Raw genomic sequence first — 23,172 nt, 5'->3', positions numbered from 1 at the left:
CTGTCGAGGTTGCCAACGCTTTGAATATCTTCACCGGCTCATCCTTTTGAAGTCGTTCCTGTGAAATCGGGATCGCAGCGGATGTCCCGCCAAACGATGCCGAGGTTTGTAGCATGACAGCGCATCGGCTGGCAAAGAGTGCTGCATGTTTGGAGGCAGACCATCAATCCTTGGTGCAGGAAGACGTCGCCGCCCGCGCCAGCGCAGGAACTTCATCCTCGACTGTTCGGCGGTGCCGTTCTTCGATTCGACGGCAGCCAATGTCATCGAGGGCGCGGCCCACAAGGCGAGCCGCGCCGGCGTTCCCTTCATTATATCAGGCGCTTCAGCGCAGGATCCGCCGCATGCTGATCAACCATGGCGTCAGGCGGCCGCTGGTGACTTATGCGCCTCGACCACGGATGCGCGGGCGCAGCTGAGGAGAGCCGCGCCCGTCGCCTGAGCTGGCAACGCCGGCTTAGTCGAGGCCCAACGCTGAGACCTCGCCCTCGTTCATCAGCGGCACGAAGATTGTCGACCTGCCGTCGGTGCCGATGTCGGCGCTGCCCGGCTTGAACGTCGCAACCGCTTGCGGCGTGCCGCCGGCTTTGTAGCGGTAGAGCGTGCCGGTCATATAGGCAGTGGCGTAGATGCTGCCGCCGATGGCAACGACGCCATCGAGGTTGGCAAACTTTTCCGCGCCAGTCAGTGGCGAAACGGCCTTGGTAGCAAGATCGACCGAGAGCAGGCCGCCCGGCTCCGCGGTGCTGAAGTCGGGCTTGATGCCCTTGCCCCAGGAAGCGACGATCAGCCGGCCGCCATCGGCGAAGATGCCATTCGGCGAAGCAAGCGCCGCATCCCTGACGAACAGTTCGGGCCGGTCGCGGTCGATGCGATAGATCGTATCGGCAAGCATATCCGTGACGTAGACATTGCCGGATGCATCAGCGGTCATGTCGTTGAGAAAGACCGCGTTCGGCACGTCGATCGTCGATGTTAGCTTGCCGCTTGCGAGGTCGACGACGCGCACATGGGTGAGGTCGGCGACGTAGAGTTTGCCGCCGACAATCGCCATGCCCTTGGGCGCGTCCATGCCGTCGGTCCAGTGTTGCGTGACGAGCTTGCCGTCCATCGACAGGATCGACAGATAGCCGTTGCCGTCGGCTTCGCCGGGATTGCCGACGATGTTCGAGACGATAACGCGCTGGCCGGCGGCGTCGAACAGCGCCGATTCAGGCTGCTCGAGGCCGCCGGTGCGCCAGAGTTCAGCGGCCTGAACTGCCGGCGCGGCGGCGATGCCGACCAGGGCGAGAAGCATCGAGGTGAAGAGGCTCTTCATGGCTAGTCTCCTGTAATGGACTGGCGGAGAGCTAGGCCTTTCGATACTTTTCGGGAAGAGCTATCAGGACTAGTACCGAAGGCTGATACCAAATCGTGCAAAAGAGGTGCATCCCATGAACGGCCTGATCTTCGAAGCGCTGAAGCGGACGCTTAAGGCAAAGGGCATCACCTATCGCGTCCTCGCCGAGCGGATGGGTGTTTCCGAGCCGACGGTGAAGCGCATCTTCCACGAGCGCAACTGCAAGCTCGACCGGCTGATGGAGATCTGCATTGCCGCCGGCGTAGAGTTGGAGAACGTGCTCGGCTCTATGAACAGAGGACCAGGACCCGCCAACCAGATCGCGCCGGAGATCGAGCGCAAGCTCGCCGGGCGGCCGGCACTGCTGTTCGTCTTTGTCATGCTTTCCGAGAAATTCACGCCCGAAGGCATCATGCGCTCACAAGGGCTGAGCGAGGCTTCGATGTTCCTCTATCTGCGCGAGCTCGAGGAACTCGGCCTGGTCGCGCTCGGTCGCGGCCTGTCGGCAAGGCTGCTGATCGAGGCGCCGATCCAGTGGAATTTCGAGGGGCCATTGCGGCCGCTGTTCGAGACGACCAACAAGAATTTCATCGGCTGGGCCATCACCCATCTTGAGCGCGAGTCGACGTTCGTCAGCTTCTCCAGGCGGATGCGGCCGGAAACGGCGGAAATGGTCAGGCGCGAGGCGGAGGAATTGGCGGAGCGCGCCAAATTGCTTGCTCATCACGACCAGCACACGACGCCTGAAGACCGACTGGTCGGCTACAAATGGACGTTTGCGTTCGGCGCAACGCCGTTCCCGGTGATCATGCCGATCGGGCCGCATCCGCGCGACGCAGGCGCACGGACGGACGATCGAGTTGCGGCTGCCGCAAACGGACGACGTCTGCCGGCCTAGGTCAAAATGCAGAACGACCGAGTCCGGGCTGTTGGCGGCAGCCAGTCTGACTGAGCTTCTTACCCCTGAGTATCGGCCGCAAACCGGTTCTCAGAAGGTCCCCTGCTCAAACACAAGATCGAGCGGCTATTCGGCGGTCTTGTTCGCCACCTTGTCATCCCAGACCATCTGCCGGTAGTCGAAGCCGTATTCCAGCGTCGGCTTGACAATACGGAAATAGGGCGACAGGTCGAAATCGCGCGGCGTGTAGAGCGAGTGATGGCGGATGTGCAGGATTTCCCTGCGCGAAAAGCTCGACTGGGCCGAGGCACGGCCAGGCGCCCGGGTAATCTCCGGCAGGATCGGGTAGCGGATCAGGCCATACGCCTCGGCGATCAGCGACGAGCAGATGGCGCGCGTCGGGTCGCCGGAACCGAAAGCCAGCATGCGGCGGCGCCAGCGCACCGGCACCGGCGGCGTCGGCAAGAAGTAGCGCAGCATGTCGAATATGTTCCTGAGATCGTATCTGAGACCGAGCCTGCCGATCATGAACGCGACGACCGCTTCGCGATCGTCCGGAGCCAGGCCACTCGCCCGGCAGATGCGGGTGTTGTAGCTGCGATAGCGCGACAGCGGCACGGCGATGCAGCCATCGCCGAGCGTGACCTCGATCAGGCGCCGCCGCTCCGATCCGTCCTCCGGCTCCGGTAATGCATCGCCGATATAGAAGGCGGCATGCGACCAGGTCGACTGGGTGAGGTATTTGATCGCCGCCGAGATCTTCTGGTTGCCTTCGATGAGCAGGATGTCGCCGGGCTCGAGCGTGCGGCGCAACGTTTCGGCGTCCGACGGCGTGTAAGGCTCGTAGCCGGACGATTCCTCCTGCAGCCGGCCGGCAAGCCAGCGGCCAAGTCGGTCCAGAAGCGTGTCGCCGGGCTCGGTCATGCCAGACGGCGATTACCACAGGGCGGCAAGTTAGACCATGATCAGCCCACGCCAGGCGTGCCGGCGTCTTCGTGCGCAACTGTGAGATCTTCGCGCGCCTTACGGGCGAACTTCCTCGTCGAGCGCTTCGGGCTGTCGCCGAAAAGCTCGGCCGCCTCGGCGAGGCAGGTCTTTTTCAGGCTCTTTTCCGAACGCTTCAGCAGCTTGGCAAGCAACCGCGTCTCTTCAGCAGGACCGAGTGGCTGGTCCTCGGCATCGAGAAGCGCGCGCATGACGAACACATCATGCAGCTCGCCGAGCCGCTCGCCCAATTCGTCGACGGCCCTGCGCCGCGTTTTGATCGGCGTCGGCCACAGCCGGCCGAGCAGCGACAGGTGCATGCCATGCGTCTTGGCCGCCTTGCGCAGGTCGTGAAAGTCATCGGCTTCGCCGCGCGAAGCCGCCTTGTCCAGCGCTTTCTTGGCACGGCGCAAAGTGGTGCGCGCGCCTTCGGCGAGCACGTCGGCAGCCTGCTCCGGCTTGTCGGGCAGAGCGAGCTTGTCGATCCGGGCGACACCTTCCTCGCAAGCGGAAATCGCCGCGCCTATCGCAGCATCGAGGCCTCCTCCGCCATGCAGTTCATGCTGGCGCGCGACGAGCCTGTCACGGACGGCACCGAGGCCATCGCCGGCACTTTGCTCGGGAAAGCTTGCCGCCAGCCGGTCGATTGTTTCGACCAGCGCGGTCGCCTCGCGCGGGCCGGCAAGCAGGGCCGCCACCTGGCGGTAGCACTGATTCTCCGTCACGCAGAATGTTTCGTCTCCGGAACGGACAAGGCGCAGCAAGGCGCGGACGTTCTTCAGCCGTTTGCGGCATTTGTGCAGCCCCGGTTCGGGCCTGTCACGCGCCGCGTTCAGATGGTCGATCACCTTGCCGATCTCCTCGGCGAGGATGCGCCTGACCTCTCCGGTCAGCGACATGCGCGGATCGATACGAAAGCTCATGCGACGATCTCCGGAATCCCCCCAAGGGCGAGCGACGCGTTGTAAAATCTCGGCTCGCCGGTGACTTCACGGCCGAGCCAATGTGGCAGCATTTCGTCCTGTATATCATCCGGCGTCTCGAGCTCGGCGATCACCAACCCCGCAAGCGTCCCGCCGAAGACATCGACTTCGTAGCGATAGCCGCGATGTTTAACATGGTGGCGTGTCTTCTCGATGACATGTCCGATGGCAAAGGCCTGCATCTCCTGCGCCTCCGCCAAAGGTACCGGATATTCGAATTCATCGCGCTCGCGTGCCTGGCTGCCGAACTTGAGCGTCAGCTTGGCGGCCGCATCGTTGCTGATGCGAACACGAACCGTACGGCTGGGTTCGGCGACAAGATAGAATTGACGGATATGAATGTCCGCCTCGACCATTGCCCGCCATTCCTCACCTGAGACCAGGAATTTACGCTCGATTTCCTTGCCCATGGCCAGGCACTAAAGCGCGCACGGCCAGAGTTGGCAAGCCGCTTGACCGCACTTGACTTTAATCATTCGATTGATTAAATTGTTGGCCATGATCAAATCGCCCAGCGCCAGCGGCCTTCCTCATGAGGCGCCCAAGACCGCCGCCGATATGACGCGGGCGGCACTTGTCCGCGCGGCGTTGAAACTGTTCGGACGGCAAGGTTTCGACGGCACCTCGACGCGCCAGATCGCGGCGGAGGCCAAGGCCAATATCGGCTCGATCGCCTATCATTTCGGCGGCAAGGAAGGGCTCCGCAACGCGGCGGCCGACTACATCGTCGACACCATCCAGACCGTTGCCGGCCAGGCGATCGGCAATCTGCAGGCGCCGGTCGCGGCATTGGCGGACACCGAGGCCGCGCGGGCACATTTAGCCGTCGCACTGGAGCGGATGGTCGCCTTCATCGCGGCAAGGCCGGAAGCCGGCGAGATTGTACAGTTCGTCCTGCGCGAGCTGTCGCATCCTACCGCGGCGCTCGACCGTATCTATGACGGCGTGTTCGAACCGGCGCATAACCGGTTCTGCCTGATCTGGGAACAGGCGACGGGCGAGCCGGCCGAGAGCGAGCGCACAAAACTCACCGTGTTCACGCTGATTGGCCAGGTCGTCTATTTCCGCATCGGCCGCGAGGCGGTTATGCGCCGCATGGGCTGGCGCGAGATCGGCAATGACGAGGCCGGAAAGATCGCGGCGGTGGTGACGGATAATCTCAGCGCGATTTTGGCTCGGCGCGATTTGGCTGTCCGGAAGGATCGTGGATCATGAGCCTGCTCTGTTCTTTGCCGCTTGCCGCCCAGCTTTTCAGCGCCTGCGCGCCGGGAGCACCGCTCGCCGTCGGCTACGTCGAGGGCGACTACGTCCTGCTCGCGCCGATCGAGGTGGCGCAGGTCGAGACGATTGCGGTCAAGCGCGGCGACCGCGTCGCGCCCGGCACGCCGGTGGTGACGCTGGAAAACGCCGACGCCAAGATCGCCATCGCACAAGCCGAGGCGGCCCTTGCGCAGGCCCAGGCGCAACTTGCCGACCTGCAGGTCGGCAAGCGGCCTGAAGAGATTGCGGTGCTCAAGGCGCAGCTCGACATGGCCAAGGCGCAAGCCGCCGACGCCAAACGCCGTTACATCCGCGCCAGCGATCTGTTCAAACGCGGCACCGGCACACAGGCCGACTACGACACGGCTTCCGCGACGCTGGAGACGGCCAACGCGCAGGTCGGCCAGGCGGAGGCCAATCTCGCCGTCGGCGGCCTGCCGGCACGGCCGGAGACGATCAAGGCCGCCGACAATCAGGTCAGGCAGGCGCAGTCGGCGCTGGAGCAAGCGCAATGGCGGCTGTCGAAGCGCGTGCTGACGGCGCCCTCGCCCGGCCGGGTCAACGATGTCATCCGCTATCCTGGCGACACGGCCGGGCCGACCGCGCCGGTCATCTCCATGCTGCCGGATGGCGCGGTGAAGCTCAGCGTCTATGTGCCGGAAAGCGCGTTCTCCTCGGTCGACGTCGGCACGCTGCTCAACGTCCATTGCGACGGCTGCGGATCGGGCGTGAAGGCTCGCGTCAGCTACGTGTCGCCGGATCCGGAATTCACGCCGCCGGTGATCTACTCGCTCGAGACCCGGCAAAAGCTGGTCTATCTGGTCGAAGCGCGGCCGGAGGGCGACGCCAGCGCATTGCAGCCCGGGCAGATCGTCGACGTCGATCTGGCGGACATCGGAAAATGAACGTCATCGACGTGCACGGCCTGGTCAAACGCTTCGGCGACAAGACCGTCGTCGATCATGTGACTATGGCTGTGGCCGAGGGCGAGATCGTCGGCTTCCTCGGGCCGAACGGCTCGGGCAAGACGACGACCATCCGCATCATGTGCGGCTTGCTGACGCCGGATGAGGGCGAAGGCACCGTTCTGGGCTTCGACATCCGCACCGACAGCCTGCGGATCAAACGCGAAGTCGGCTACATGACGCAGAGATTCTCGTTCTACGAAGATCTCACGATCGGCGAGAATCTCGAATTCGTGGCACGGCTCTACCGGCTGAAGCCGCTCGACGAGCACGTTGCTAAGACGCTTGAGGAGCTCGGCCTGACATCGCGCAGGAACCAGTTGGCCGGCACCCTGTCCGGCGGCTGGAAGCAGCGGCTGGCGCTGGCCGCCTGCATCATGCACAAGCCGAAACTGCTGCTGCTCGATGAACCGACGGCGGGCGTCGACCCGAAAGCGCGACGCGAATTCTGGGACGAGATCCACCGGCTGGCGAGCGGCGGCCTGACCGTGCTGGTCTCCACCCACTACATGGACGAAGCCGAGCGCTGCCACCGCATCAGCTACATCTCCTACGGCAAGATGCTGGCCACCGGCACGGTCGAGGACGTGGTGAGGAATGCCGGGCTGACCACCTTCGTCCTGCAAGGGCCGCGGCTCGATCAGGTCGCTGCCGCACTTCATGGCCGCCCCGGCGTCGACCAGGTGGCGCCGTTCGGCGCGACGCTGCATGTCGTCGGCTCCGACAGGACGGCACTTCAGGCAGCGCTCGCCGATGTCGAGAAAGAGCACGAGGGCGTTACGGTGACGCCCGGCGAGACCAGCCTGGAAGATGTGTTCATCCAGTTCATGTCCGGTTCGAAGGACAACATGGGATGAAAAATGGGATAGACAGCATCTTTTCGTTCGCCAGGCTAGGCGCGCTGCTGATCAAGGAGTTCATCCAGATGCGGCGCGACCGCATCACCTTCGCCATGATGCTCGGCGTACCGCTGATGCAGCTGGTGCTGTTCGGCTATGCCATCAACAACGATCCGAAGAGCCTGCCGGCAGCGCTGGTGACGATGAGCAGCGATCCTTACACGCGGGCCATGGTTTCGGCGCTGCAGACCACCGGCTATTACCGCTTCGACCATGTTGCGCAAAGTGCCGCCGAAGCCGAATTCCTGATGGCGCGCGGCGACGTCGCCTTCGTCGTCACCATTCCCGCCGATTTTGCCCGACGGGTCGAGCGCGGCGACAGCCCGCAGATTCTGATCGAGGCGGATGCGACCGACCCGGCCGTCGCCAGCGGCGCCATCTCGACGCTCGGCACCGTCGCCAATCAGGCGCTGCTCAGGGCACGCGGTATGCAGGAGACGGCGGCCGAAGCTGCCCGGGGCCAGCTCCAGGTGGTGGTGCACCGGCGCTACAATCCGGAAGCCGTCTCACAATACAACATCGTGCCCGGCCTGCTCGGCGTCATCCTGCAGATGACGATGGTGATGATGACCTCGATCGCGCTGACGCGCGAGACCGAGCGCGGCACGATGGAGAACCTTCTGGCGATGCCGTCCAGCCCGCTCGAGATAATGCTGGGCAAGGTGCTGCCCTATCTGGCGGTCGGCGCCGTGCAGGTACTGGTGGTGCTGGCAGCCTCGAAGCTTCTGTTTGCCATCCCCTTCACCGGGTCGATGTCGCTGCTGTTGACGGCGGTCCTTATCTTCGTCTTGGCGCTGGTGCTGCTCGGCTACACGATCTCGACGATCGCCCGCACGCAAATGCAGGCCCTGCAGCTCACTTTCTTCTTCTTCTTGCCGTCGATCATGCTGTCCGGCTTCATGTTTCCCTATCGCGGCATGCCGGACTGGGCGCAGATTTTCGGCGAGGTGCTGCCGCTGACGCATTTCCTGCGCATCATCCGCGCGGTGATGCTGAAGGGCGCCGAGCTGCCGGCGGTGGCAACGGAAATCGGCTGGCTGGTGGTGTTCGTGGCGCTGTTCGCCGGTATTGCGCTGGTGCGGTTCCGCCGGACGCTGGATTAGGGTCGAACTCGATCCGCTTGTGCAAATGATCGAGATTTACACGGACTTGGCCTGGCCCGGGACCGGTGTCAATTCAGGCGCATTGAGCCCTTCGAAGGGATCGCGCCAGGCGTCGATTTCTTCGAGTTTAAGATACCAGCGACTGACAGAGGGATAGTCATCGAGCGGCAATCGGGCGACATCGTTGAAGGGCAGAAACGTCGCCATTCGAAAGTCGGCATAGGAAACCGAAGCGCCGACCAGCCATTCTCGCTCAGAAAGCTCGGCATCAAGTATGGCAGCGGCCGTGCGGAAGTCGCTCAGGCCCTCCTCAACCCGCGCCTGATCGATCGGGCCGAGCCCATAGCGCTGTTTGGTCCCGCGTTCGAAATGCACGACATCGCAGGCTCTTGCGAAGTTCTCTTTCCCCCAACTCAGCCATCGGATCATCTCGGGCTCGTCGTCGCCAGCGCGCCAGAAATCCGAATGCATATCGCGCGAAAGCCGACAGGCTATGGCGTCGGCCTCCCAGAGGCTTTTTCCCGAACCTATAAGGATGGGCAATGAAAGATTTGGATTGAGCGGCCGAAATCGCTCGGCCTGGCCCGGAGCGAAGGGAGAGGCGAATTCAAACTCGACCTTGGCGTTGAGATACCGTGCCACCGCGACCGCGAGGCGAGGATTGGGATTGCGGCTGAAGAACAGTTTCATTGATCTCAGTCTTTGAAGGGTACCGGTTCGACCGGGTGCAACGGAGGCTCGAGCGCCTCGAACCGGCACCTGGAATTGGTTACTATATTAGCTGGCAGCAATGATCTCGGCATAGGTGCTGAGATCGACATTGCCGCCGGAGAGCACCACGGCAATGCATTTCCCGGCAAGGTCGATCTCGCCTGACGACAGCGCGGCCAAGCCGACGCAACCGCCGGGTTCGACGACCAGCTTCAGACAAGCCATCGCATCGCGCATCGCCTGTGCCACCGCCTTGTCGGAAACGGCGATGGCGCCGGCGAGATTCTTGCGGTTGATTTCGAAAGTGATGGCGCCCGGCTCGGCGACGAGAAGGGCATCGCAGATCGAGGTGTGGCCGGGCGTGTTCGACATCCTGGCGCCTTTGATCAGCGAGCGGCGTGTGTCGTCGAAATGCTCGGGTTCCACGGCCCAGACGGCGGTGCCCGGCGAGGCGTCCTTGACCGCGATCGAAATGCCGCTGCTCAACCCGCCGCCGCCGCAGGGAACCACTACTGCATCGAGGCTGACGCCAAGCGCTCTTGCTTGGCGCATCAATTCGAGGCCGATCGTGCCCTGGCCGGCGATGATGGCCGGATCGTCGTAGGGCGGCACTAGGACCATGCCCTTTTCCACGTAAGAACGGACGACGGCAGTGCGATCGTCGCGGACCCGGTCGAAGGTGATCACTTCCGCGCCCATCTTCCTGACATTGCCGACTTTCATCGCCGGCGCATCGGCGGGCATGGCGATGACGGCCTTGACGCCGAACATCGCCGCTGCGGCGGCAACGCCTTGCGCGTGATTACCCGACGAGAAGGCGACGACGCCGCGGGCGCGTTCTTCCGCCGAGAGCGAGGAGAGCTTGTTGTATGCACCGCGGAACTTGAACGAGCCGGTGCGCTGCAACGTCTCCGGCTTGAACAGGATCCTGGCGCCGAAGCGATTGTTCAACTCCGGCGATTCGATCAGCGGCGTTTCGACGATCAGTCCGGACAATCGCGCTGCTGCACTGTGAATATCGGCGATGCCGGGAGGGGTGATCATGGCTGGGTCCTGCAAGAGATGAGACTGCCTATGTGCACGGAAAGGGAAGCCGCGCACCAATGAAAAAATGTGACCGTTACAATTCGACTTGGAAGCAGGAGTGGGCGTGACTGTCACCCACCTCTCCTCCGCCCTCCGCCATGCTTCGTCATTTCGACAAATCGCTGCCGATTACCGGCATTGCCGGCCGCCCCTCACCCCAACAGCGTCTTTTGCCGTTTGGGGCCGCCGATCTTGCGCCAGGTGTTGAAGCGATGGGTGGCAGCGGCGAAGGAGATCTTCATCTGCTGAGCAACCGAATAGCGCGACTTTCCCTCGTCGAACAGGCGATAGCAGCACTCGACGCCCTCCTCGGTCAACTTGCCGTCGGGAGCCTTGTTATGCGGATTGGCGGGATCAAATTTTTCGACCTGCTGCTCGACCAGCCCTTTCAGGCGCTGCAAGTCCGCCTCGATGTTAGCGATCAGGTCGAGAACCGGCTTGGGGTCAAACGGCTGCTGTTTTTCCAGCATCTGCGGGTTCCTTTCTCTTGGTTGAGATTCGGTTATATAGGTGAACGTTTGCCGATAGCAACGGCAATGTGTTCGGGATTTTGAAGCCTGTACCTTTGAGCATGAGTGGAGCGGGCACGATTGACCGAGGATGTGCGAAGCTCTAGTTTAGAACCGTTCTAAACTAGGGTGAATTTCTCATGCTTTCCCGCGTTTTCGGCTTCGGCCGCCGTCCCTTTGAATCGCTCTCGGAACAGGAGATCCTGGCGCTCGCCATCTCCTCTGAGGAGGATGACGGGCGCATCTATCGCGCCTATGCCGACGGGCTGGCGGAGAGCTTTCCGCAATCGGCCAAGGTGTTCGAGGAGATGGCGGAGGAGGAGGACGGCCATCGCGATTCGCTGATCGAGCTTTACCGCAAGCGCTTCGGCGAGCGCATACCGCTGATCCGGCGCGAACATGTGAAGGGCTATTACGAGCGCAAGCCGGACTGGCTGGTGAGGCCGCTCGGCATCGATCATGTGCGCAGCCAGGCCGAGGCCATGGAGCGCCAAGCCTACCTGTTCTATATCGAGGCGGCCAAACGCACAGGCGATGCGTCGACGCGAAAGCTGCTCGACGACCTGGCGATCGCAGAACAGGGCCACGAGACACTGGCGCAGCGGCTGGAGCAAAAGCATGTGCCGGGCGCGGTCAAGGACGAAGAGGCGGCGGCCGAGCAGCGCCAGTTCATCCTGACCTATGTGCAACCGGGGCTGGCCGGGCTGATGGATGGCTCGGTGTCGACGCTGGCGCCGATCTTTGCCGCCGCCTTTGCCACGCATGATACGTTCCAGACCTTTCTGGTCGGGCTTGCCGCCTCGATCGGCGCTGGCATCTCGATGGGTTTCACCGAGGTGGCTTCCGACGACGGCAAATTATCTGGCCGCGGCTCGCCGGCAAAACGCGGGCTGACCGTCGGCGTCATGACGACGCTGGGCGGGCTCGGCCATGCGCTGCCCTATCTCATCCCGCTTTTTTGGACGGCGACCATTGTCGCCGCCGTGGTGGTTTTCTTCGAGCTGTGGGCGATCGCCTTCGTGCAGAACCGCTACATGCAGACCCCATTCTGGCGCGCCGCCTTCCAGGTGGTGCTGGGTGGCGCGCTGGTGTTTGCGGCAGGGGTGCTGATCGGGAATGCTTAACCATTCACCGCCTGGCTGTCCTGAGGCGCCTCGGCGCGTTCAGTCAGGCCGTAATCGCGCACGACATGAGCGATACGCAAACGATAGTCCGCAAAGATACCGCCGCGCCCGGCCTTCTGCGCCTGCCGATGTTCCTGCGTGTTGCGCCAGGCCTTCACCGCATCCTCGTCGCGCCAGAAGGACAGCGACAGGATGCGGTTCGGATCGGCAAGGCTCTGGAAGCGCTCGATCGACAGGAAACCGTCGATGCCGTCGAGCAGTGGGCGCAGATCGGCGGCGATGCCGAGATAGGCATCGCGCATGCCCGCCGCCGGCTCGACCTCGAAGATGACGGTGATCATGGTTTTACCAAAGGAGCATGTGGCCCGGAGGCGAGCTTGAGGAAGGTGCGGTCCTCCTTCAGGATGAATTTTTCCCGCCGGGCGAACTCGTAATTCGCCTTACCGGCGGGATCGGCGGCGAGCCGGGCGCGGTAGGCTTCGTAGGCCGCAAGACTGTCGATGTTGTAGGCGGCATAAGCCGTGGTGGCCGAGCCTTCGTGCGGCGCGAAATAGCCGATCAGATCGGCGCCGCAGCGCGGGATCGCCTGCCCCCAATTGCGTGCATATTCCTCGAACGCCGCCTTGCCGAACGGATCGATCTCGTAGCGGATGAAGCAGGTGATGGTCATTTTCGCCTCCTTGGCGGTGGATGTTTTCTTGCGGTCACAGTTCGAGCCGGATCGAAACGTTCCGAAGATCGATATGCTAGGCAAATCCTTCGCTGATCATGCCTGCCAGAACGATTTCGCGCATTCGCGGCGGACGTCTTCAGGTGTCAGGCCAAGGTCCCGCAGCAGATGATCGTCGATCTCGGCGAGGTCGAGACGCTGCAGATGACGGTCGTACCACCGCTTCAGGAGCCGCCGCCGCAAGCGCCGCAAGACAATGAACGGGAACGGCCGGCGAGCAGGCGCGGCGCCGAGAATGGTCCTTGCAGGCATCGTTGTCTCCTTGATTTGCATCGAGACTGATGCTTTTCTGACGAGGATGCTTCGATGAGGAACGAACCATGCGCGAAGGACCTGACATAGCCCGCATTGCCAGCCTGGTGGGCGATCCAGCGCGGGCAAACATGCTGTCCGCACTGATGGGCGGCACGGCACTGACGGCGAGTGAACTGGCACTCGAGGCCGGGGTGTCGCTTCCGACAGCGAGCTCCCATCTGTCGAAGCTGATGGAAGGCGGGCTGCTGACGCTGGCAAGCCAGGGACGGCATCGCTACTACGGCCTCGCCGGCCCGCAGGTAGCAGGCATGATCGAGGCGATCACAGGTGTTGCCGCTGCGGCCGGGCCGCAACGAGTGCGGCCTGGCCCACGCGACGCGGCCATGCGCGTGGCGCGGGTCTGCTACGACCACCTCGCCGGCGAGCAGGCGGTGGCGATGCTGGACCGTCTCGTCGCTCGACAAGTGCTCCTGCGAGATGATGAGGAGATTCAGCTTGGGCCGTCGGCCGCCTCGCATTTCGCCGCGATCGGCATCGATGTCGAGGGCAAGGCGCGGCGACCGGTGTGCCGGGCCTGCCTCGACTGGAGCGTGCGGCGTTCGCACCTCGCCGGCACGCTGGGCGCCGCCATTCTCGACAAGATCCTCGCCGAGAAATGGGCGCGGCGCGAGAAGGACAGCCGTGCGGTGATTTTCTCGCCGACAGGCAAGCAGGCGTTCGAGAAGACGTTTCTCGCCTGACGGCTCGCTTCGACGCACTAGAACGGCTCGTCGTTTCACGGAAACACCGAACCGCTCTATCTTTTTTTGTTTTGACGCAATCCCAGACGGAAAACCGTTCCACACTTTTCCTGGAATTGCTCTAGCCGCGCTTGAGCGGCTTGGCCTGCTTGAAAAAATCCTCCCAGGGATCGGCTTGCCCAAGCCGCTTCAGCGTCGTCTTGTCGCCGATCGGAAAGGCGTTCGGCGGCAATCCGGCCTCGATTTCCGCCCAGGTCACCGGCATTGATACCGTGGCGCCTTTTTTGGCGCGCGACGAATAGGGCGCGACCGTGGTCGCGCCACGGCCATTGCGCAGATAATCGACGAATATCCTGCCGGTGCGCGCCTTCTTAGACAGCGTCGCCGTGTAGCGGTCGGGTGCGGCTTGCTCGAGCGCTCGGGCGAACTCATGGGCGAAGCCTTTGACCTCGTCCCAGTCCGCCGACGGCTTCAGCGGGACGAGGACATGATAGCCCTTGCCGCCCGAGGTCTTGACGAAATTAGGCAGGGACAGTTCGTCGAGCCGGCTGCGGATATCGAGCGCCGCGGCACGCACCGCCTTCACGTCGACACCCTCGTCGGGATCGAGATCGAAGATGATCTGGTCTGGTTTTTCCAGCTCGTCCGTGGTCGAGCCCCAGATGTGGATCTCGACGACGCCGAGTTGAACGAGGGCCACGACACCGTCGAAATCGCGGATGAACAATATCTCCTCGCCGTCGGTGGGGTCCTTCATCACGGCGATCTTGTCGTGCATGCCGGCCGAGGCATGCTTCTGGAAGAACCGTTGGCCGCCAACACCGTCCGGCGCCCGCACGAGGCTGAGCGGCCGGTTGATGACGAATTGCTTCATGCGCGGCCAGACCAGCGCGTAGTGATCGACCAGATCCTGCTTCGATACGTTCTCCTGCGGCCACAGAAGCTTGTCGGGGCGGGACAGCGTAACCGAGGTTTTCGCCGTGGCCGCGGGTTTGGCGGGCTTTGGCGTCGACTCTGCCGGAGCTGAGCGTGCTTTCGGTTTCTCCTGCACGACTTCCTCCGCCGGCTTGTCCTCGCGCAATCCCTGGAACGACGCGTGGCGTATTATACGGTCCGACGTCCAACTGCGAAACTCCACTTCGCCAACAAGTTCGGGCTTGACCCAGACCAGCCCCTTGCCCCTTGGCACCGCCCTGTCGAAGGGCGAGGTTGTCGTCTTCAGCGCATCAAGCCTCCTCTTCAGCTCGTTGGTGCTTTTGGCCGTGAAGCCGGTGCCGACGCGGCCGGCATAGCGCAGCTTGCCGCCCTCGTGATAGCCGACCAGCAGCGAGCGCAGGCCCCGCCCGGTCTTGTCCGACGGCATGTAGCCGCCGATGACGAATTCCTGGCGCGCCGTACATTTCGACTTCACCCAGGACGGGACACGGCCGCTGCGATAGGGCGCATCGGCGCGCTTGGAGACGACGCCTTCGAGCCCCAGCCGGCAAGCATGCTCCAGCATGATCTTGCCGGGCTCGGCAAAGTGGTCGCTGAAGCGCACGGCCTGATCCTCGGCCTGTCCGGCGAGCAAAGTGCGCAGCCTTTCCTTGCGCTCGACCAGCGGCTCTGAACGGATATCCTCACCGTTGAGACGCAACAGGTCGAAAACGTAGTAGATGAAACGATCCGTACGGCCCGCCGACAGATCTTGCTGCAGCAGCGAGAATGACGACACGCCATTATGCGCCAGCACGACGATTTCGCCGTCGATGATAGCATCGGTGCATTTCAGGCCGCCAAGTGCCGCGACAATTGCGCCACCGAATTTGTCGGTCCAGTCGAGGCCGGCGCGTGTCAAAAGCCGCACCTCGGTGCCGGCAAGCTGCGCCTGCATGCGATAGCCGTCGAACTTCACCTCATGTAGCCAGTCCTTGCCGGGCGGGGCGTCCCGCTCCAGCGTTGCGAGCGCCGGTTCGATGAATTCCAGCCGCCTTGCCGCGACGGCCTTCGCTTTGCTGGCGGCCGGCCGGTCGGACTGCCAGACGCTTGGCTTCTTGCCGTCGGCGGTCTTGCCTTCGCCGACCTCTTCGATGGTCAGGCCGGATTTCACCGATTGCGGCGCCTCCTGCAAAATGTCCTCGCCCGGACGCGCGGCGGCATCGTCGGATTTGATCAGCAACCAGTTGTCACGCTTTTCGCCCGGACGCGGCTTCAGCCGCACCAGATGCCAGGCGCCATGCAATTTGTGGCCATACAGTTCGAAACTGATATGGCCTTTCTTCATCGCCCTTGCCGGTTCGCCATCGGGGACCCAAGTTCCCTCGTCCCAGACAATGACCGAGCCGCCGCCATATTGGTCCTTCGGGATGGTGCCTTCAAACGGCGCATAGTCGATCGGGTGGTCCTCGACGTGCACGGCGAGCCGCTTTTCGTGCGGGTCGAGGCTCGGGCCTCGCGTCACGGCCCAGCTCCACAGCACGCCACCATGCTCGAGACGAAGGTCGTAGTGGAGCCTGGTGGCGGCATGCTTGTGGATGACGAAGATGCCACCCGCCACGGCTTTCTTGCCGCGCGAAACCTTGCCGGCTGGTTCGGCCGTCTTCTTGAAATTGCGCTTGGCGTGATACTGCTCGAGGCTGGCCATGGGCGGATCCTAAGCAGATTTGCGCCGGGCGGCTTTGGACTTGGCGCCTTTTCCCGGGTGTCCGGTCCTTGCCGGCGCACCGGCTTCCGACGAAAGGCTCTTCTTCAGCGCATCGAAGAGGTTGACGACGTTGGAGGGCCGTGGTTCCGCCTTGGCCTTCGGTGCCTTCTTGCCGGCCTTCTTGGCGCGGACCAGCTCGATCAGGGCATTTTCGTATTTGTCCTCGAATTCGGAAGGATCGAACGCCGCCTGTTTCTCATCGACGATGTGTTCGGCCAGCCTGATCATCTCGGCGTCGGTCTTCACCGTCTTGATGTCGCCGAACACTATCTCGGGCCTGCGAACCGTATCGCCATAGCGCAAGGTCGTCAGCAGCAGACCCTTGCCCAACGGCTCGATGACCACCGGACGTTCGCGGCGATAGAGCACAATGCGGGCTAGCCCCGCCGTCTTCTTGGCGGCCATGGCGTCGCGGATGACGGCGAAGGCCTCTTCCGAGACCTCGTCCGCAGGCGTCACATAATAGGGCGCGTCGAGATAGATCTGTTGGATCGAGGATTTTTCGATGAAACCATCGAGGCTCATCGTGTGCGAGGATTCGATCTGCACGGCTTCGATCTCCTCCTCCTCGATTTGGACGAAGTCGCCGTCGCCGATTTCGTAGCCCTTGATCTCGTCGCCTTCATCGAGCGGCTTGCCGCTTGCCGAATCGACATAGACGCGCTTGACGGTATTGCCGGTCTTGCGGTTGAGCACGCGGAATGAGACTTTCTCCGCCTGGGTGACGACATTGGTCAGTTCGACGGCGCAAGTGACCAGCGAAAGCTTGAGATACCCTCTCCAGGCCGGGCGCGGCGCCATGACAAACTCCCTGCACGACAATGTTCAACCGAGAACGGGCAAAGTCCGTTCCGGTTCCGGCGGCGCAAAAGGCAAGTCCGGGCTTTCAACCCAGCCTTGCCTTGTTCTCGCTCACTGCGCTACTCGGCGGCTTGCAGGTTGACCTTGCTTTCCGCTATCTCGGTAAGCTTGCGGTCGGTTGCCTGCTCCTCCTTGAGGTTGTTGGCCAACACATTGGCGCAGTCGCTGCGGCCCAGTTGCTTGGCCCAAGCAATCAGGGTGCCGTAACGGGTCATCTCATAATGCTCGACCGCCTGGGCGGAGGCGATCAGCGCAGCGTCGAGGACCTCCTTGTCGGCGATGTCGCCGCTGACGTCGTCGGCTTCTTCGAGAATGCCGTCGATGGCTGGGCAGTCGACCTGCTTGGCCTTCACGCCGTGCAGTTCGAACACCTGCTCGACACGCTGGATATGACCCTTGGTCTGAGCGAGATGTTTCTCAAAGCCGGCTTTCAGCTGCGGATCACTCGCCTTGTCGATCATCTTCGGCAGCGATTTCTCGATCTGTTTTTCAGCGTAATAGATGTCGCGCAGCGTGTGCACGAAGAGGTCGTCGAGGGTTTTGATATCCTTCGAAAAGAAACCCATGGCCTTTGCCTTTCCATTGCTCTTGCGGTTTCGGATTTTTTGGCTGCGGCCCACCCGAGCACCACAGCCTGCGGAGCCGGTTCGTCCCGGCACTGGGAAATCAACGTGCGGCTGACGGGCCGGTTCCTGGTTTTCCGGCCGCGTGCACGGAAATTTCGCGGTCCGGCAAAACCTGAAACAAAACCGCGCCTCTGCGACATTCAGGCGAAACATATGTGATGCAAAAGTCACACTGGACGAAATGCCGACGGACTGCATGGAAACACCGCGAATCAGCCGCATTCCAGCCATGAACAAAGGCATTTTCGACCAGAGATTAACATCGCGTTCACCGACTATTCACGCCTGGACGCTATGATCCCCGCAATTCGGAAGGGACATCCGAAGCGGGACAGGGACCGAGTAAAATGAGCTTCTGGAATCAAATCGCCGGCTATGCCGCCGCCATCCGCGAATTCGTCGCTCCGACCTATCGGCCTGAGCGCTATTATATGCGCGGCCCAGGCCCCGCCTGCGCGCGCCGTGGCAACACGCTTGGGATCAGCGTGCACTGATGATGACCACGGAAAGCCGTCACGACAGCCGGATCTGCCGGCCCGACGCCGACAACCGGTCAACGACCTATCGCGCCGAGCGCCCTGCGCTGACCGACAGACGGCGTGCGACAACGCCAAGGCCCTGACATTCCGGGCTTTGATCCAGCCGCCGGCAGGCCTAGTTTCATCTGACACCAGCTGTCAGGCGCCACGTGACCGTCAAGCCGAACCATTCTCCTGAACCGCCGGAATTCGATGCAAGTCGCCCGTTGATCGTGTTCGACGGCGTCTGCGTGTTGTGCTCGGGCTTTGTGCGCATGGTGGTGAAGCTCGACCGCAAGGGCCACTTCCATTTCGTAACGGCGCAGTCACCGTTCGGCGAGGTGCTGTTCAAGAAATACGGGCTGCGGACGGATCGCTACGAGACCAATCTCGTCATCGTCGATGGCGCGGCTTTCACCCGCCTGGACAGTTTCGTTGCCGTCATGGCCGAACTCGGCTGGCCGTGTCGGTCGGCGCGGATCCTGCTGCTGTTGCCGCGCCCGCTTCGCGACTGGCTCTACGGCCGCATCGCAAAGAACCGCTACGCCCTGTTCGGCAAGAAAGACAATTGCGAAATCCCTTCCGCCGAGGTGAGGGCAAGATTGATCGGCTAGATTCGTTGCCGTGGCCGGGAGCGGGCGGGGCATTTTGGGGGAACTGTTGGGGGAACTGCGGATGAAGGTTCTTGTCGTCGGCGGCTATGGCACCTTTGGCGGTCGCACTGTCGAGCTTTTGGAGGGCGAGCCGCATCTGATCCTCTTTGTCGCCGGGCGCTCGCTCGCCAAGGCTGACGCGTATTGCAAGAAGCGCGCCCCGACAGCAGCCCAGCTGGTGCCGGCACTGTTCGACCGTGACGGCGATCTCGCCGCGCAACTCGCTGCATTAGAGCCTGATATTGTAGTCGACGCGAGCGGTCCGTTCCAGGCCTATGGCGAGGGACGCTATCGCCTGATCGAGGGCTGCATCGCCCGGCGCATCAACTATCTCGATCTAGCCGACGGCTCGGATTTCGTCGCCGGTGTCTCTGCGTTCGACGAGGCGGCGCGAAACGCCGGCGTCTTCGTGCTGTCCGGCGTGTCGAGCTTTCCGGTGCTGACGGCGGCAGTGGTGCGTCGCCTGTCTTCGGACCTGACGCGGGTCGACGACATTCGCGGCGGCATCGCGCCGTCGCCCTTTGCCGGAGTCGGCGAGAACGTCATTCGGGCTATCGCCGGTTACGCCGGTCAGCCGGTGCGGCTTGTTCGTAATGGCCGTCCCGAACAAGGCCACCCGTTCACAGAGCAATTGCGCTACTCCGTCGCGCCGCCGGGCCGGCTGCCGCTTCGAAACACGCTGTTCTCGCTGGTCGACGTTCCGGACCTGCGCGCTCTGGCCAAGCTTTGGCCGGAGGCGAAGACCATCTGGATGGGCGCCGGGCCGGTTCCCGAGACGCTGCACCGCGCCCTGATCGGCCTCGCCTGGCTTGTACGCGCCGGATTGATCGGTTCGCTTTCGCCACTGGCGCCGCTGATGCATCAGGCAACGAACCGGCTGCGCTGGGGCGAGCATCGCGGCGGCATGTTCGTCGAGGTGGAGGGATCGGACCGGGCGGGCGCCATCGTCAAGCGCTCGTGGCATCTCGTGGCCGAGGGCAATGATGGGCCGCTGATCCCGTCGATGGCGGTCGAAGCGCTGGTCCGCAAAGCGCTGGCCGGACATCAGCCCGCGCCGGGCGCACGGGCGGCGATGCGCGATTTGGAGCTCCGGGATTATGAAGCCCTGTTCGCCGGGCGGACAATCTACACCGGCTTCAGGAACGGGGCGGCGGACGAGGACAAGCCGCTTTATGCCGAGCTGCTCGGTGCCGCCTGGCAAGGCCTTCCCGAGGCAATTCGGTCAATGCATGACCGTACGATCACGGCCGCAGGCCGCGCGCGCGTCGAACGCGGGCGCAATGTTCTTGGCCGGCTAATGGCCTGGACGGTCGGCTTCCCCGGGGCAAGCGAGGACATTCCGGTTCATGTCCGCTTCGACACCGACAAGGACGGCGAGACCTGGACCCGGACATTCGGCAAGCACAGTTTTTCGAGCCTACAGTCCGCAGGCCGGGGTCGATCGCAGCGCTTGCTGTGCGAACGCTTCGGCCCGCTGACCTTCGCGATGGCGCTGGTTGCAGCAGACGGCCGGCTGGCGCTGGTCTTGCGCCGCTGGAGTTTTTTTGGCCTGCCGCTTCCGATGTGGCTCGGTCCACGCTCGACTTCCTACGAAACGGTGAAGGATGGCCGCTTCCGCTTCCATGTTGAGATCTCGCATCCGCTTGCCGGCATGATCGTCCGCTACCGCGGCTGGCTGGAGCCCTCCGGCCCGCACGGCTCCAGCGAGATCGTGCCGCCTGCCAGCTTGGCCAATTCGCGACAGTCCTGCGCCGTGCACAGCGTCCAGCCCTGACCCGTTGCGCCCGAGGCGGCGAGCGCGAGGCGCCGCTGTGGCCCGACCTTGGGCGCATAGACCCACCAGCCGTTTCTCAGCACCGAGCCTTGCGGCGGCTCCATCCCGGCGCCCGATCCCTTGATGCGGGCCTCGACCAATTGCAGGCCGGACGGCAGCACCTTCCAGTCTTCCTGCCACTGGGTCTTCTCCACCGAATGCACCCAGGAGAGCGTGAAGGCAGCGACCGCGAGCGTCACCGTCTTGCCGGCCGCGACGATGCAGAGGCTCATGCTGAATTAGCCAGCGAAGCCTGCCGCGCGCGCCAGCAGTGCCAGCCGATCCAGGCAAGGGATAGCGCCCAGCCCGCCTCGTCGGTGAGCGGCAGCGCCGCAACCAGCAGCACGCCGGCGGCGAAGGCGACGAGGCGTTCCCACCAGGCCATGCGCCGGGCGAGAAATCCGACGGCCGCGGCGCCCCACAGGACGATACCCATGCAGGCTTTGATGACGATATAGGCGACCTCGACGGGATAGCCGAACTGGGCGGCGATCGGGCCGGGGTCCTGCAGCATCAGCGCCGGGGTATAGACCGCCATGAACGGCACAACGAAGCCGGCAATGGCAAGCTTGGTGGCCTGGACGCCGATCTTGAGGCCGCTTTCCTTGGCCATGGGCGCGGCGGCGAAGGCGGCCAGCGCCACAGGCGGGGTGAGATCGGCCATGATGCCGAAATAGAAGACGAACATATGGCTGACCACCAACGGCACGCCGAGCGACAGCAGCGCTGGCCCGGCCAGCGACGAAGTGATGATGTAGTTGGGAATGGTCGGTATGCCCATGCCGAGCACCAGGCAGGTGAGCATGGTCAAAAGCAGCGACAGGAACAGATTGTTCTCGCCGATCGAGATGATCCAGCCGATGAAGGTCGAGGCGATGCCGGTAAGCGTCAACGTACCGATGACGATGCCGACAATGGCGCAGGCAATGCCGACCGGCAGCGCGTTCTTTGCTCCTTCGGCAAGGGAATCCACGCATATGCGCAGCGTCTCGCGCCCGCCCTTGAAGGTGAGGCAGGCGGCGACCAGCACTGCGATGACCAGGCTGAGGATGTTGACGCCGAATTTCATGAAGGAAGCCGCGGCAAGTCCGAGCGCCAGCCAGAAGACGATGCGGAAGGCGAGAGGCCCGATCGATGCTGCCAGCGGCGTGCCGAGGATAAGCACAATGGTCAACGCCAGACCCATGGTGCCGGCGAACACCGGTGTGTAGCCGGCAAACAGCAGGTAGATCAGTGCTGCGAGAGGCAGTACCAGCGGCCAATGTTGTCTCACCGCATCCCACGGATTGGGCAGGTCGGCATTGGCCATGCCGTGCAGGCCGGCCTTGCCGGCTTCCAGGTGCACCTGCCAGAAACAGGCGCCGAAATAGAGCAGCGCCGGAATGATCGCCGCCTTGACCACAGCGGCATAGGGGATGTTCAGGGTCTCGGCCATGATAAAGGCAACCGCTCCCATCACCGGCGGCATGATCTGACCGCCCATCGACGAGGTCGCCTCGACGGCGCCGGCGAAAGCCGAGCGGAAACCGAAGCGCTTCATCAGCGGGATGGTGAACTGGCCGCTGGCCACCACATTGGCGACGCCGGAGCCGGAAATGGTGCCCATCAGCGCCGAGGACAGCACGCAGACTTGCGCCGGGCCGCCGCGCCATGAGCCGACCAGGCCAAGCGCAAAATCGTTGAACAGCGCGATCATGCCGGCGCGCTCAAGAAAGGCGGCGAAAACGACGAAGATGAAGATGTAGGCGGCCGAGACATAGATCGGCGTGCCGTAGATGCCTTCGGTACCGTAGGCGAAGGTGTCGACGAGCTGGGCGAAATCATAGCCGCGATGGATGAACGGCGGTGGCAGATGATTGCCGGCGAATGCGTAGGCGAGAAAGATGAAGGCAATGACGGCAAGCGGCAGCCCCATCAACCGCCGCGCCGCCTCGAAGACCAGCACGACCAGCACCGCGCCGACGATCAGGTCAGGCGTGGTGAGAAAGCCGGAGCGGCGGATGAGGTCGGCATAGAACACCCAATTGTACAGACCGGTGGCGAAACCAAGCAGGCCGAGCGTCCAGAACACTGCTTTCGCCGGGACGCTTTTGGCGCGCAGATTGGCGATTAGGGCAAAGCCGAGCAGCAGCAGGAAGCCGACATGCATGGCGCGTATGACCTGGCTCGGCAGGCTGCCGTAGGCGGCGATGTAGATTTGGAAGATGGAGAAGGCGATGGCGATAAAAAAAGCCGCCTTGCCAGCGATGCCTTCGCCGAAGCCAGGCGGCAATCCTTCGACAGGAGCTTCCGCTGTGGGGGAAAGAACGGTCGGGGTTGCGGTCATTAGCGGGGTTCCTGGCGGGGCTGATAGTGATGGGGTGGACGCCCCCTCGACGGCATCGATGTGCCAGAATGGTGGTGTTTGACAGCCACCGTAAGAGAGGGAGCGT

General features: G+C 63.2%; 25 protein-coding genes and 1 pseudogene. 11 read left to right on the top strand and 15 right to left on the bottom strand.

Annotated elements, in window-relative coordinates; genetic code table 11:
• Positions 1-193: 193 nt before the first annotated feature.
• A pseudogene (locus NKH90_RS21730) lies at positions 194-442 on the top strand (sodium-independent anion transporter); the annotation flags it as partial.
• A gap of 15 nt (positions 443-457) precedes the next feature.
• Here the strand turns inward: NKH90_RS21730 and NKH90_RS21725 are convergent.
• Positions 458-1,318 (bottom strand): SMP-30/gluconolactonase/LRE family protein, encoded by an 861-nt coding sequence (locus tag NKH90_RS21725; RefSeq protein ID WP_352820791.1) that lies wholly within the window; start codon positions 1,316-1,318, stop codon positions 458-460.
• Positions 1,319-1,433: 115 nt separating this feature from the next.
• Here NKH90_RS21725 and NKH90_RS21720 point away from each other — a divergent pair, with 115 nt between their 5' ends.
• Positions 1,434-2,237, top strand: coding sequence for a helix-turn-helix domain-containing protein (locus NKH90_RS21720; protein ID WP_352820789.1), 804 nt, complete (start codon positions 1,434-1,436; stop codon positions 2,235-2,237).
• 126 nt (positions 2,238-2,363) lie between these two features.
• Here NKH90_RS21720 and NKH90_RS21715 read toward each other — a convergent pair whose 3' ends face one another.
• Genes NKH90_RS21715 through NKH90_RS21705 form a run of 3 tightly spaced genes read right to left on the bottom strand, consistent with a single transcriptional unit; the run spans position 2,364 to position 4,614 of the window.
• Complete coding sequence (locus NKH90_RS21715) at positions 2,364-3,161, bottom strand: C40 family peptidase (protein ID WP_352684032.1); 798 nt, start codon at positions 3,159-3,161, stop codon at positions 2,364-2,366.
• A gap of 41 nt (positions 3,162-3,202) precedes the next feature.
• Complete coding sequence (locus tag NKH90_RS21710) at positions 3,203-4,144, bottom strand: CHAD domain-containing protein (protein WP_352820787.1); 942 nt, start codon at positions 4,142-4,144, stop codon at positions 3,203-3,205.
• A complete protein-coding gene (locus tag NKH90_RS21705) occupies positions 4,141-4,614 on the bottom strand; it encodes a CYTH domain-containing protein (protein ID WP_352473606.1) in 474 nt (157 codons plus the stop codon). The genes NKH90_RS21710 and NKH90_RS21705 overlap by 4 nt, the downstream gene beginning before the upstream one ends.
• Positions 4,615-4,702: 88 nt before the next feature.
• Here NKH90_RS21705 and NKH90_RS21700 point away from each other — a divergent pair, with 88 nt between their 5' ends.
• From NKH90_RS21700 to NKH90_RS21685, 4 genes are read left to right on the top strand one after another with little or no spacing between them, the layout of a single operon-like run.
• On the top strand, positions 4,703-5,419 hold the full coding sequence (locus tag NKH90_RS21700) for a CerR family C-terminal domain-containing protein (protein ID WP_352684028.1): 717 nt from the start codon (positions 4,703-4,705) through the stop codon (positions 5,417-5,419).
• A complete protein-coding gene (locus tag NKH90_RS21695) occupies positions 5,416-6,369 on the top strand; it encodes an HlyD family secretion protein (RefSeq protein ID WP_352817890.1) in 954 nt (317 codons plus the stop codon). The genes NKH90_RS21700 and NKH90_RS21695 overlap by 4 nt, the downstream gene beginning before the upstream one ends.
• Complete coding sequence (locus NKH90_RS21690) at positions 6,366-7,286, top strand: ABC transporter ATP-binding protein (RefSeq protein WP_023679007.1); 921 nt, start codon at positions 6,366-6,368, stop codon at positions 7,284-7,286. The genes NKH90_RS21695 and NKH90_RS21690 overlap by 4 nt, the downstream gene beginning before the upstream one ends.
• 8 nt (positions 7,287-7,294) lie before the next feature.
• Entirely contained in the window at positions 7,295-8,431 is a 1,137-nt protein-coding gene (locus tag NKH90_RS21685) for an ABC transporter permease (RefSeq protein WP_352473617.1), read from the top strand.
• Positions 8,432-8,467: 36 nt separating this feature from the next.
• Here NKH90_RS21685 and NKH90_RS21680 read toward each other — a convergent pair whose 3' ends face one another.
• The 3 genes from NKH90_RS21680 to NKH90_RS21670 form a co-directional block, all read right to left on the bottom strand.
• A complete protein-coding gene (locus NKH90_RS21680; protein ID WP_352817888.1) occupies positions 8,468-9,121 on the bottom strand; it encodes a glutathione S-transferase family protein in 654 nt (217 codons plus the stop codon).
• Between the two features lie 87 nt (positions 9,122-9,208).
• On the bottom strand, positions 9,209-10,186 hold the full coding sequence (locus tag NKH90_RS21675; protein ID WP_352817885.1) for a threonine/serine dehydratase family protein: 978 nt from the start codon (positions 10,184-10,186) through the stop codon (positions 9,209-9,211).
• Positions 10,187-10,380: 194 nt separating this feature from the next.
• Entirely contained in the window at positions 10,381-10,698 is a 318-nt protein-coding gene (locus NKH90_RS21670; RefSeq protein ID WP_352451855.1) for a hypothetical protein, read from the bottom strand.
• 179 nt (positions 10,699-10,877) lie between these two features.
• Between NKH90_RS21670 and mbfA the strand changes: the two genes are divergently transcribed.
• Positions 10,878-11,861 (top strand): iron exporter MbfA, encoded by a 984-nt coding sequence (gene mbfA, locus NKH90_RS21665; protein WP_352473594.1) that lies wholly within the window; start codon positions 10,878-10,880, stop codon positions 11,859-11,861.
• Here the strand turns inward: mbfA and NKH90_RS21660 are convergent.
• The 3 genes from NKH90_RS21660 to NKH90_RS21650 form a co-directional block, all read right to left on the bottom strand.
• The gene (locus tag NKH90_RS21660; protein WP_352539800.1) at positions 11,858-12,202 is read right to left on the bottom strand and encodes an antibiotic biosynthesis monooxygenase family protein; all 345 of its coding nucleotides are present in this window, start codon (positions 12,200-12,202) and stop codon (positions 11,858-11,860) included. The two genes, mbfA and NKH90_RS21660, sit on opposite strands and share 4 nt — an antisense overlap.
• Complete coding sequence (locus NKH90_RS21655; protein ID WP_352684016.1) at positions 12,199-12,531, bottom strand: NIPSNAP family protein; 333 nt, start codon at positions 12,529-12,531, stop codon at positions 12,199-12,201. The genes NKH90_RS21660 and NKH90_RS21655 overlap by 4 nt, the downstream gene beginning before the upstream one ends.
• 96 nt (positions 12,532-12,627) lie before the next feature.
• Positions 12,628-12,843 (bottom strand): DUF1127 domain-containing protein, encoded by a 216-nt coding sequence (locus NKH90_RS21650; protein WP_352539798.1) that lies wholly within the window; start codon positions 12,841-12,843, stop codon positions 12,628-12,630.
• 68 nt (positions 12,844-12,911) lie between these two features.
• Here NKH90_RS21650 and NKH90_RS21645 point away from each other — a divergent pair, with 68 nt between their 5' ends.
• On the top strand, positions 12,912-13,586 hold the full coding sequence (locus NKH90_RS21645; protein ID WP_352539797.1) for an ArsR/SmtB family transcription factor: 675 nt from the start codon (positions 12,912-12,914) through the stop codon (positions 13,584-13,586).
• 121 nt (positions 13,587-13,707) lie between these two features.
• On the opposite strand, the gene ligD is transcribed toward NKH90_RS21645, so the two are convergent.
• The 3 genes from ligD to NKH90_RS21630 all read right to left on the bottom strand — a co-directional run bounded on the left by ligD (position 13,708) and on the right by NKH90_RS21630 (position 17,696).
• Positions 13,708-16,209 carry a DNA ligase D gene (gene ligD, locus NKH90_RS21640; RefSeq protein WP_352820784.1) on the bottom strand — a complete coding sequence of 834 codons (2,502 nt, stop codon included), beginning with the start codon at positions 16,207-16,209 and terminating at the stop codon, positions 13,708-13,710.
• Between the two features lie 9 nt (positions 16,210-16,218).
• On the bottom strand, positions 16,219-17,070 hold the full coding sequence (gene ku, locus NKH90_RS21635) for a non-homologous end joining protein Ku (protein WP_352820783.1): 852 nt from the start codon (positions 17,068-17,070) through the stop codon (positions 16,219-16,221).
• A 119-nt stretch (positions 17,071-17,189) separates the two neighbouring features.
• Positions 17,190-17,696 carry a YciE/YciF ferroxidase family protein gene (locus NKH90_RS21630; protein WP_352473615.1) on the bottom strand — a complete coding sequence of 169 codons (507 nt, stop codon included), beginning with the start codon at positions 17,694-17,696 and terminating at the stop codon, positions 17,190-17,192.
• 407 nt (positions 17,697-18,103) lie between these two features.
• Here NKH90_RS21630 and NKH90_RS21625 point away from each other — a divergent pair, with 407 nt between their 5' ends.
• The 3 genes from NKH90_RS21625 to NKH90_RS21615 all read left to right on the top strand — a co-directional run bounded on the left by NKH90_RS21625 (position 18,104) and on the right by NKH90_RS21615 (position 20,701).
• Positions 18,104-18,250, top strand: coding sequence for a hypothetical protein (locus NKH90_RS21625; RefSeq protein ID WP_023718851.1), 147 nt, complete (start codon positions 18,104-18,106; stop codon positions 18,248-18,250).
• A gap of 194 nt (positions 18,251-18,444) precedes the next feature.
• Positions 18,445-18,888, top strand: a complete 444-nt coding sequence (locus NKH90_RS21620) for a thiol-disulfide oxidoreductase DCC family protein (protein WP_352473583.1) — start codon at positions 18,445-18,447, stop codon at positions 18,886-18,888.
• A 61-nt stretch (positions 18,889-18,949) separates the two neighbouring features.
• A complete protein-coding gene (locus tag NKH90_RS21615; RefSeq protein WP_352820782.1) occupies positions 18,950-20,701 on the top strand; it encodes a saccharopine dehydrogenase family protein in 1,752 nt (583 codons plus the stop codon).
• On the opposite strand, the gene NKH90_RS21610 is transcribed toward NKH90_RS21615, so the two are convergent.
• On the bottom strand, positions 20,590-20,973 hold the full coding sequence (locus NKH90_RS21610) for a DUF1850 domain-containing protein (protein ID WP_352451865.1): 384 nt from the start codon (positions 20,971-20,973) through the stop codon (positions 20,590-20,592). The genes NKH90_RS21615 and NKH90_RS21610 overlap by 112 nt on opposite strands.
• A complete protein-coding gene (locus tag NKH90_RS21605; RefSeq protein ID WP_352820781.1) occupies positions 20,970-23,066 on the bottom strand; it encodes a TRAP transporter permease in 2,097 nt (698 codons plus the stop codon). Before NKH90_RS21605 ends, NKH90_RS21610 begins: the two co-directional genes overlap by 4 nt.
• Between the last annotated feature and the right edge of the window lie 106 nt (positions 23,067-23,172).

The organism is Mesorhizobium sp. M0898, assembly GCF_040319695.1.
In the GTDB taxonomy this organism is placed as follows: domain Bacteria; phylum Pseudomonadota; class Alphaproteobacteria; order Rhizobiales; family Rhizobiaceae; genus Mesorhizobium.
The sequence above is the reverse complement of the archived record's forward strand: the minus strand, read 5'-3'. Positions and strand labels throughout refer to the sequence as shown.

Excerpts from the sequence above, each read along its gene's own strand:
- mbfA (WP_352473594.1), top strand. The coding sequence starts at position 10,878 with ATGCTTTCCCGCGTTTTCGGCTTCGGCCGCCGTCCCTTTGAATCGCTC.
- NKH90_RS21710 (WP_352820787.1), bottom strand. The coding sequence starts at position 4,144 with ATGAGCTTTCGTATCGATCCGCGCATGTCGCTGACCGGAGAGGTCAGG.
- NKH90_RS21605 (WP_352820781.1), bottom strand. The coding sequence starts at position 23,066 with ATGACCGCAACCCCGACCGTTCTTTCCCCCACAGCGGAAGCTCCTGTC.
- NKH90_RS21695 (WP_352817890.1), top strand. The coding sequence starts at position 5,416 with ATGAGCCTGCTCTGTTCTTTGCCGCTTGCCGCCCAGCTTTTCAGCGCC.
- NKH90_RS21615 (WP_352820782.1), top strand. The coding sequence starts at position 18,950 with ATGAAGGTTCTTGTCGTCGGCGGCTATGGCACCTTTGGCGGTCGCACT.
- NKH90_RS21655 (WP_352684016.1), bottom strand. The coding sequence starts at position 12,531 with ATGACCATCACCTGCTTCATCCGCTACGAGATCGATCCGTTCGGCAAG.
- NKH90_RS21670 (WP_352451855.1), bottom strand. The coding sequence starts at position 10,698 with ATGCTGGAAAAACAGCAGCCGTTTGACCCCAAGCCGGTTCTCGACCTG.
- NKH90_RS21610 (WP_352451865.1), bottom strand. The coding sequence starts at position 20,973 with ATGAGCCTCTGCATCGTCGCGGCCGGCAAGACGGTGACGCTCGCGGTC.
- NKH90_RS21700 (WP_352684028.1), top strand. The coding sequence starts at position 4,703 with ATGATCAAATCGCCCAGCGCCAGCGGCCTTCCTCATGAGGCGCCCAAG.
- NKH90_RS21675 (WP_352817885.1), bottom strand. The coding sequence starts at position 10,186 with ATGATCACCCCTCCCGGCATCGCCGATATTCACAGTGCAGCAGCGCGA.
- NKH90_RS21630 (WP_352473615.1), bottom strand. The coding sequence starts at position 17,696 with ATGGGTTTCTTTTCGAAGGATATCAAAACCCTCGACGACCTCTTCGTG.
- NKH90_RS21625 (WP_023718851.1), top strand. The coding sequence starts at position 18,104 with ATGAGCTTCTGGAATCAAATCGCCGGCTATGCCGCCGCCATCCGCGAA.
- NKH90_RS21680 (WP_352817888.1), bottom strand. The coding sequence starts at position 9,121 with ATGAAACTGTTCTTCAGCCGCAATCCCAATCCTCGCCTCGCGGTCGCG.
- NKH90_RS21660 (WP_352539800.1), bottom strand. The coding sequence starts at position 12,202 with ATGATCACCGTCATCTTCGAGGTCGAGCCGGCGGCGGGCATGCGCGAT.
- NKH90_RS21645 (WP_352539797.1), top strand. The coding sequence starts at position 12,912 with ATGCGCGAAGGACCTGACATAGCCCGCATTGCCAGCCTGGTGGGCGAT.
- NKH90_RS21725 (WP_352820791.1), bottom strand. The coding sequence starts at position 1,318 with ATGAAGAGCCTCTTCACCTCGATGCTTCTCGCCCTGGTCGGCATCGCC.
- ligD (WP_352820784.1), bottom strand. The coding sequence starts at position 16,209 with ATGGCCAGCCTCGAGCAGTATCACGCCAAGCGCAATTTCAAGAAGACG.
- NKH90_RS21715 (WP_352684032.1), bottom strand. The coding sequence starts at position 3,161 with ATGACCGAGCCCGGCGACACGCTTCTGGACCGACTTGGCCGCTGGCTT.
- NKH90_RS21650 (WP_352539798.1), bottom strand. The coding sequence starts at position 12,843 with ATGCCTGCAAGGACCATTCTCGGCGCCGCGCCTGCTCGCCGGCCGTTC.
- ku (WP_352820783.1), bottom strand. The coding sequence starts at position 17,070 with ATGGCGCCGCGCCCGGCCTGGAGAGGGTATCTCAAGCTTTCGCTGGTC.
- NKH90_RS21690 (WP_023679007.1), top strand. The coding sequence starts at position 6,366 with ATGAACGTCATCGACGTGCACGGCCTGGTCAAACGCTTCGGCGACAAG.
- NKH90_RS21705 (WP_352473606.1), bottom strand. The coding sequence starts at position 4,614 with ATGGGCAAGGAAATCGAGCGTAAATTCCTGGTCTCAGGTGAGGAATGG.
- NKH90_RS21720 (WP_352820789.1), top strand. The coding sequence starts at position 1,434 with ATGAACGGCCTGATCTTCGAAGCGCTGAAGCGGACGCTTAAGGCAAAG.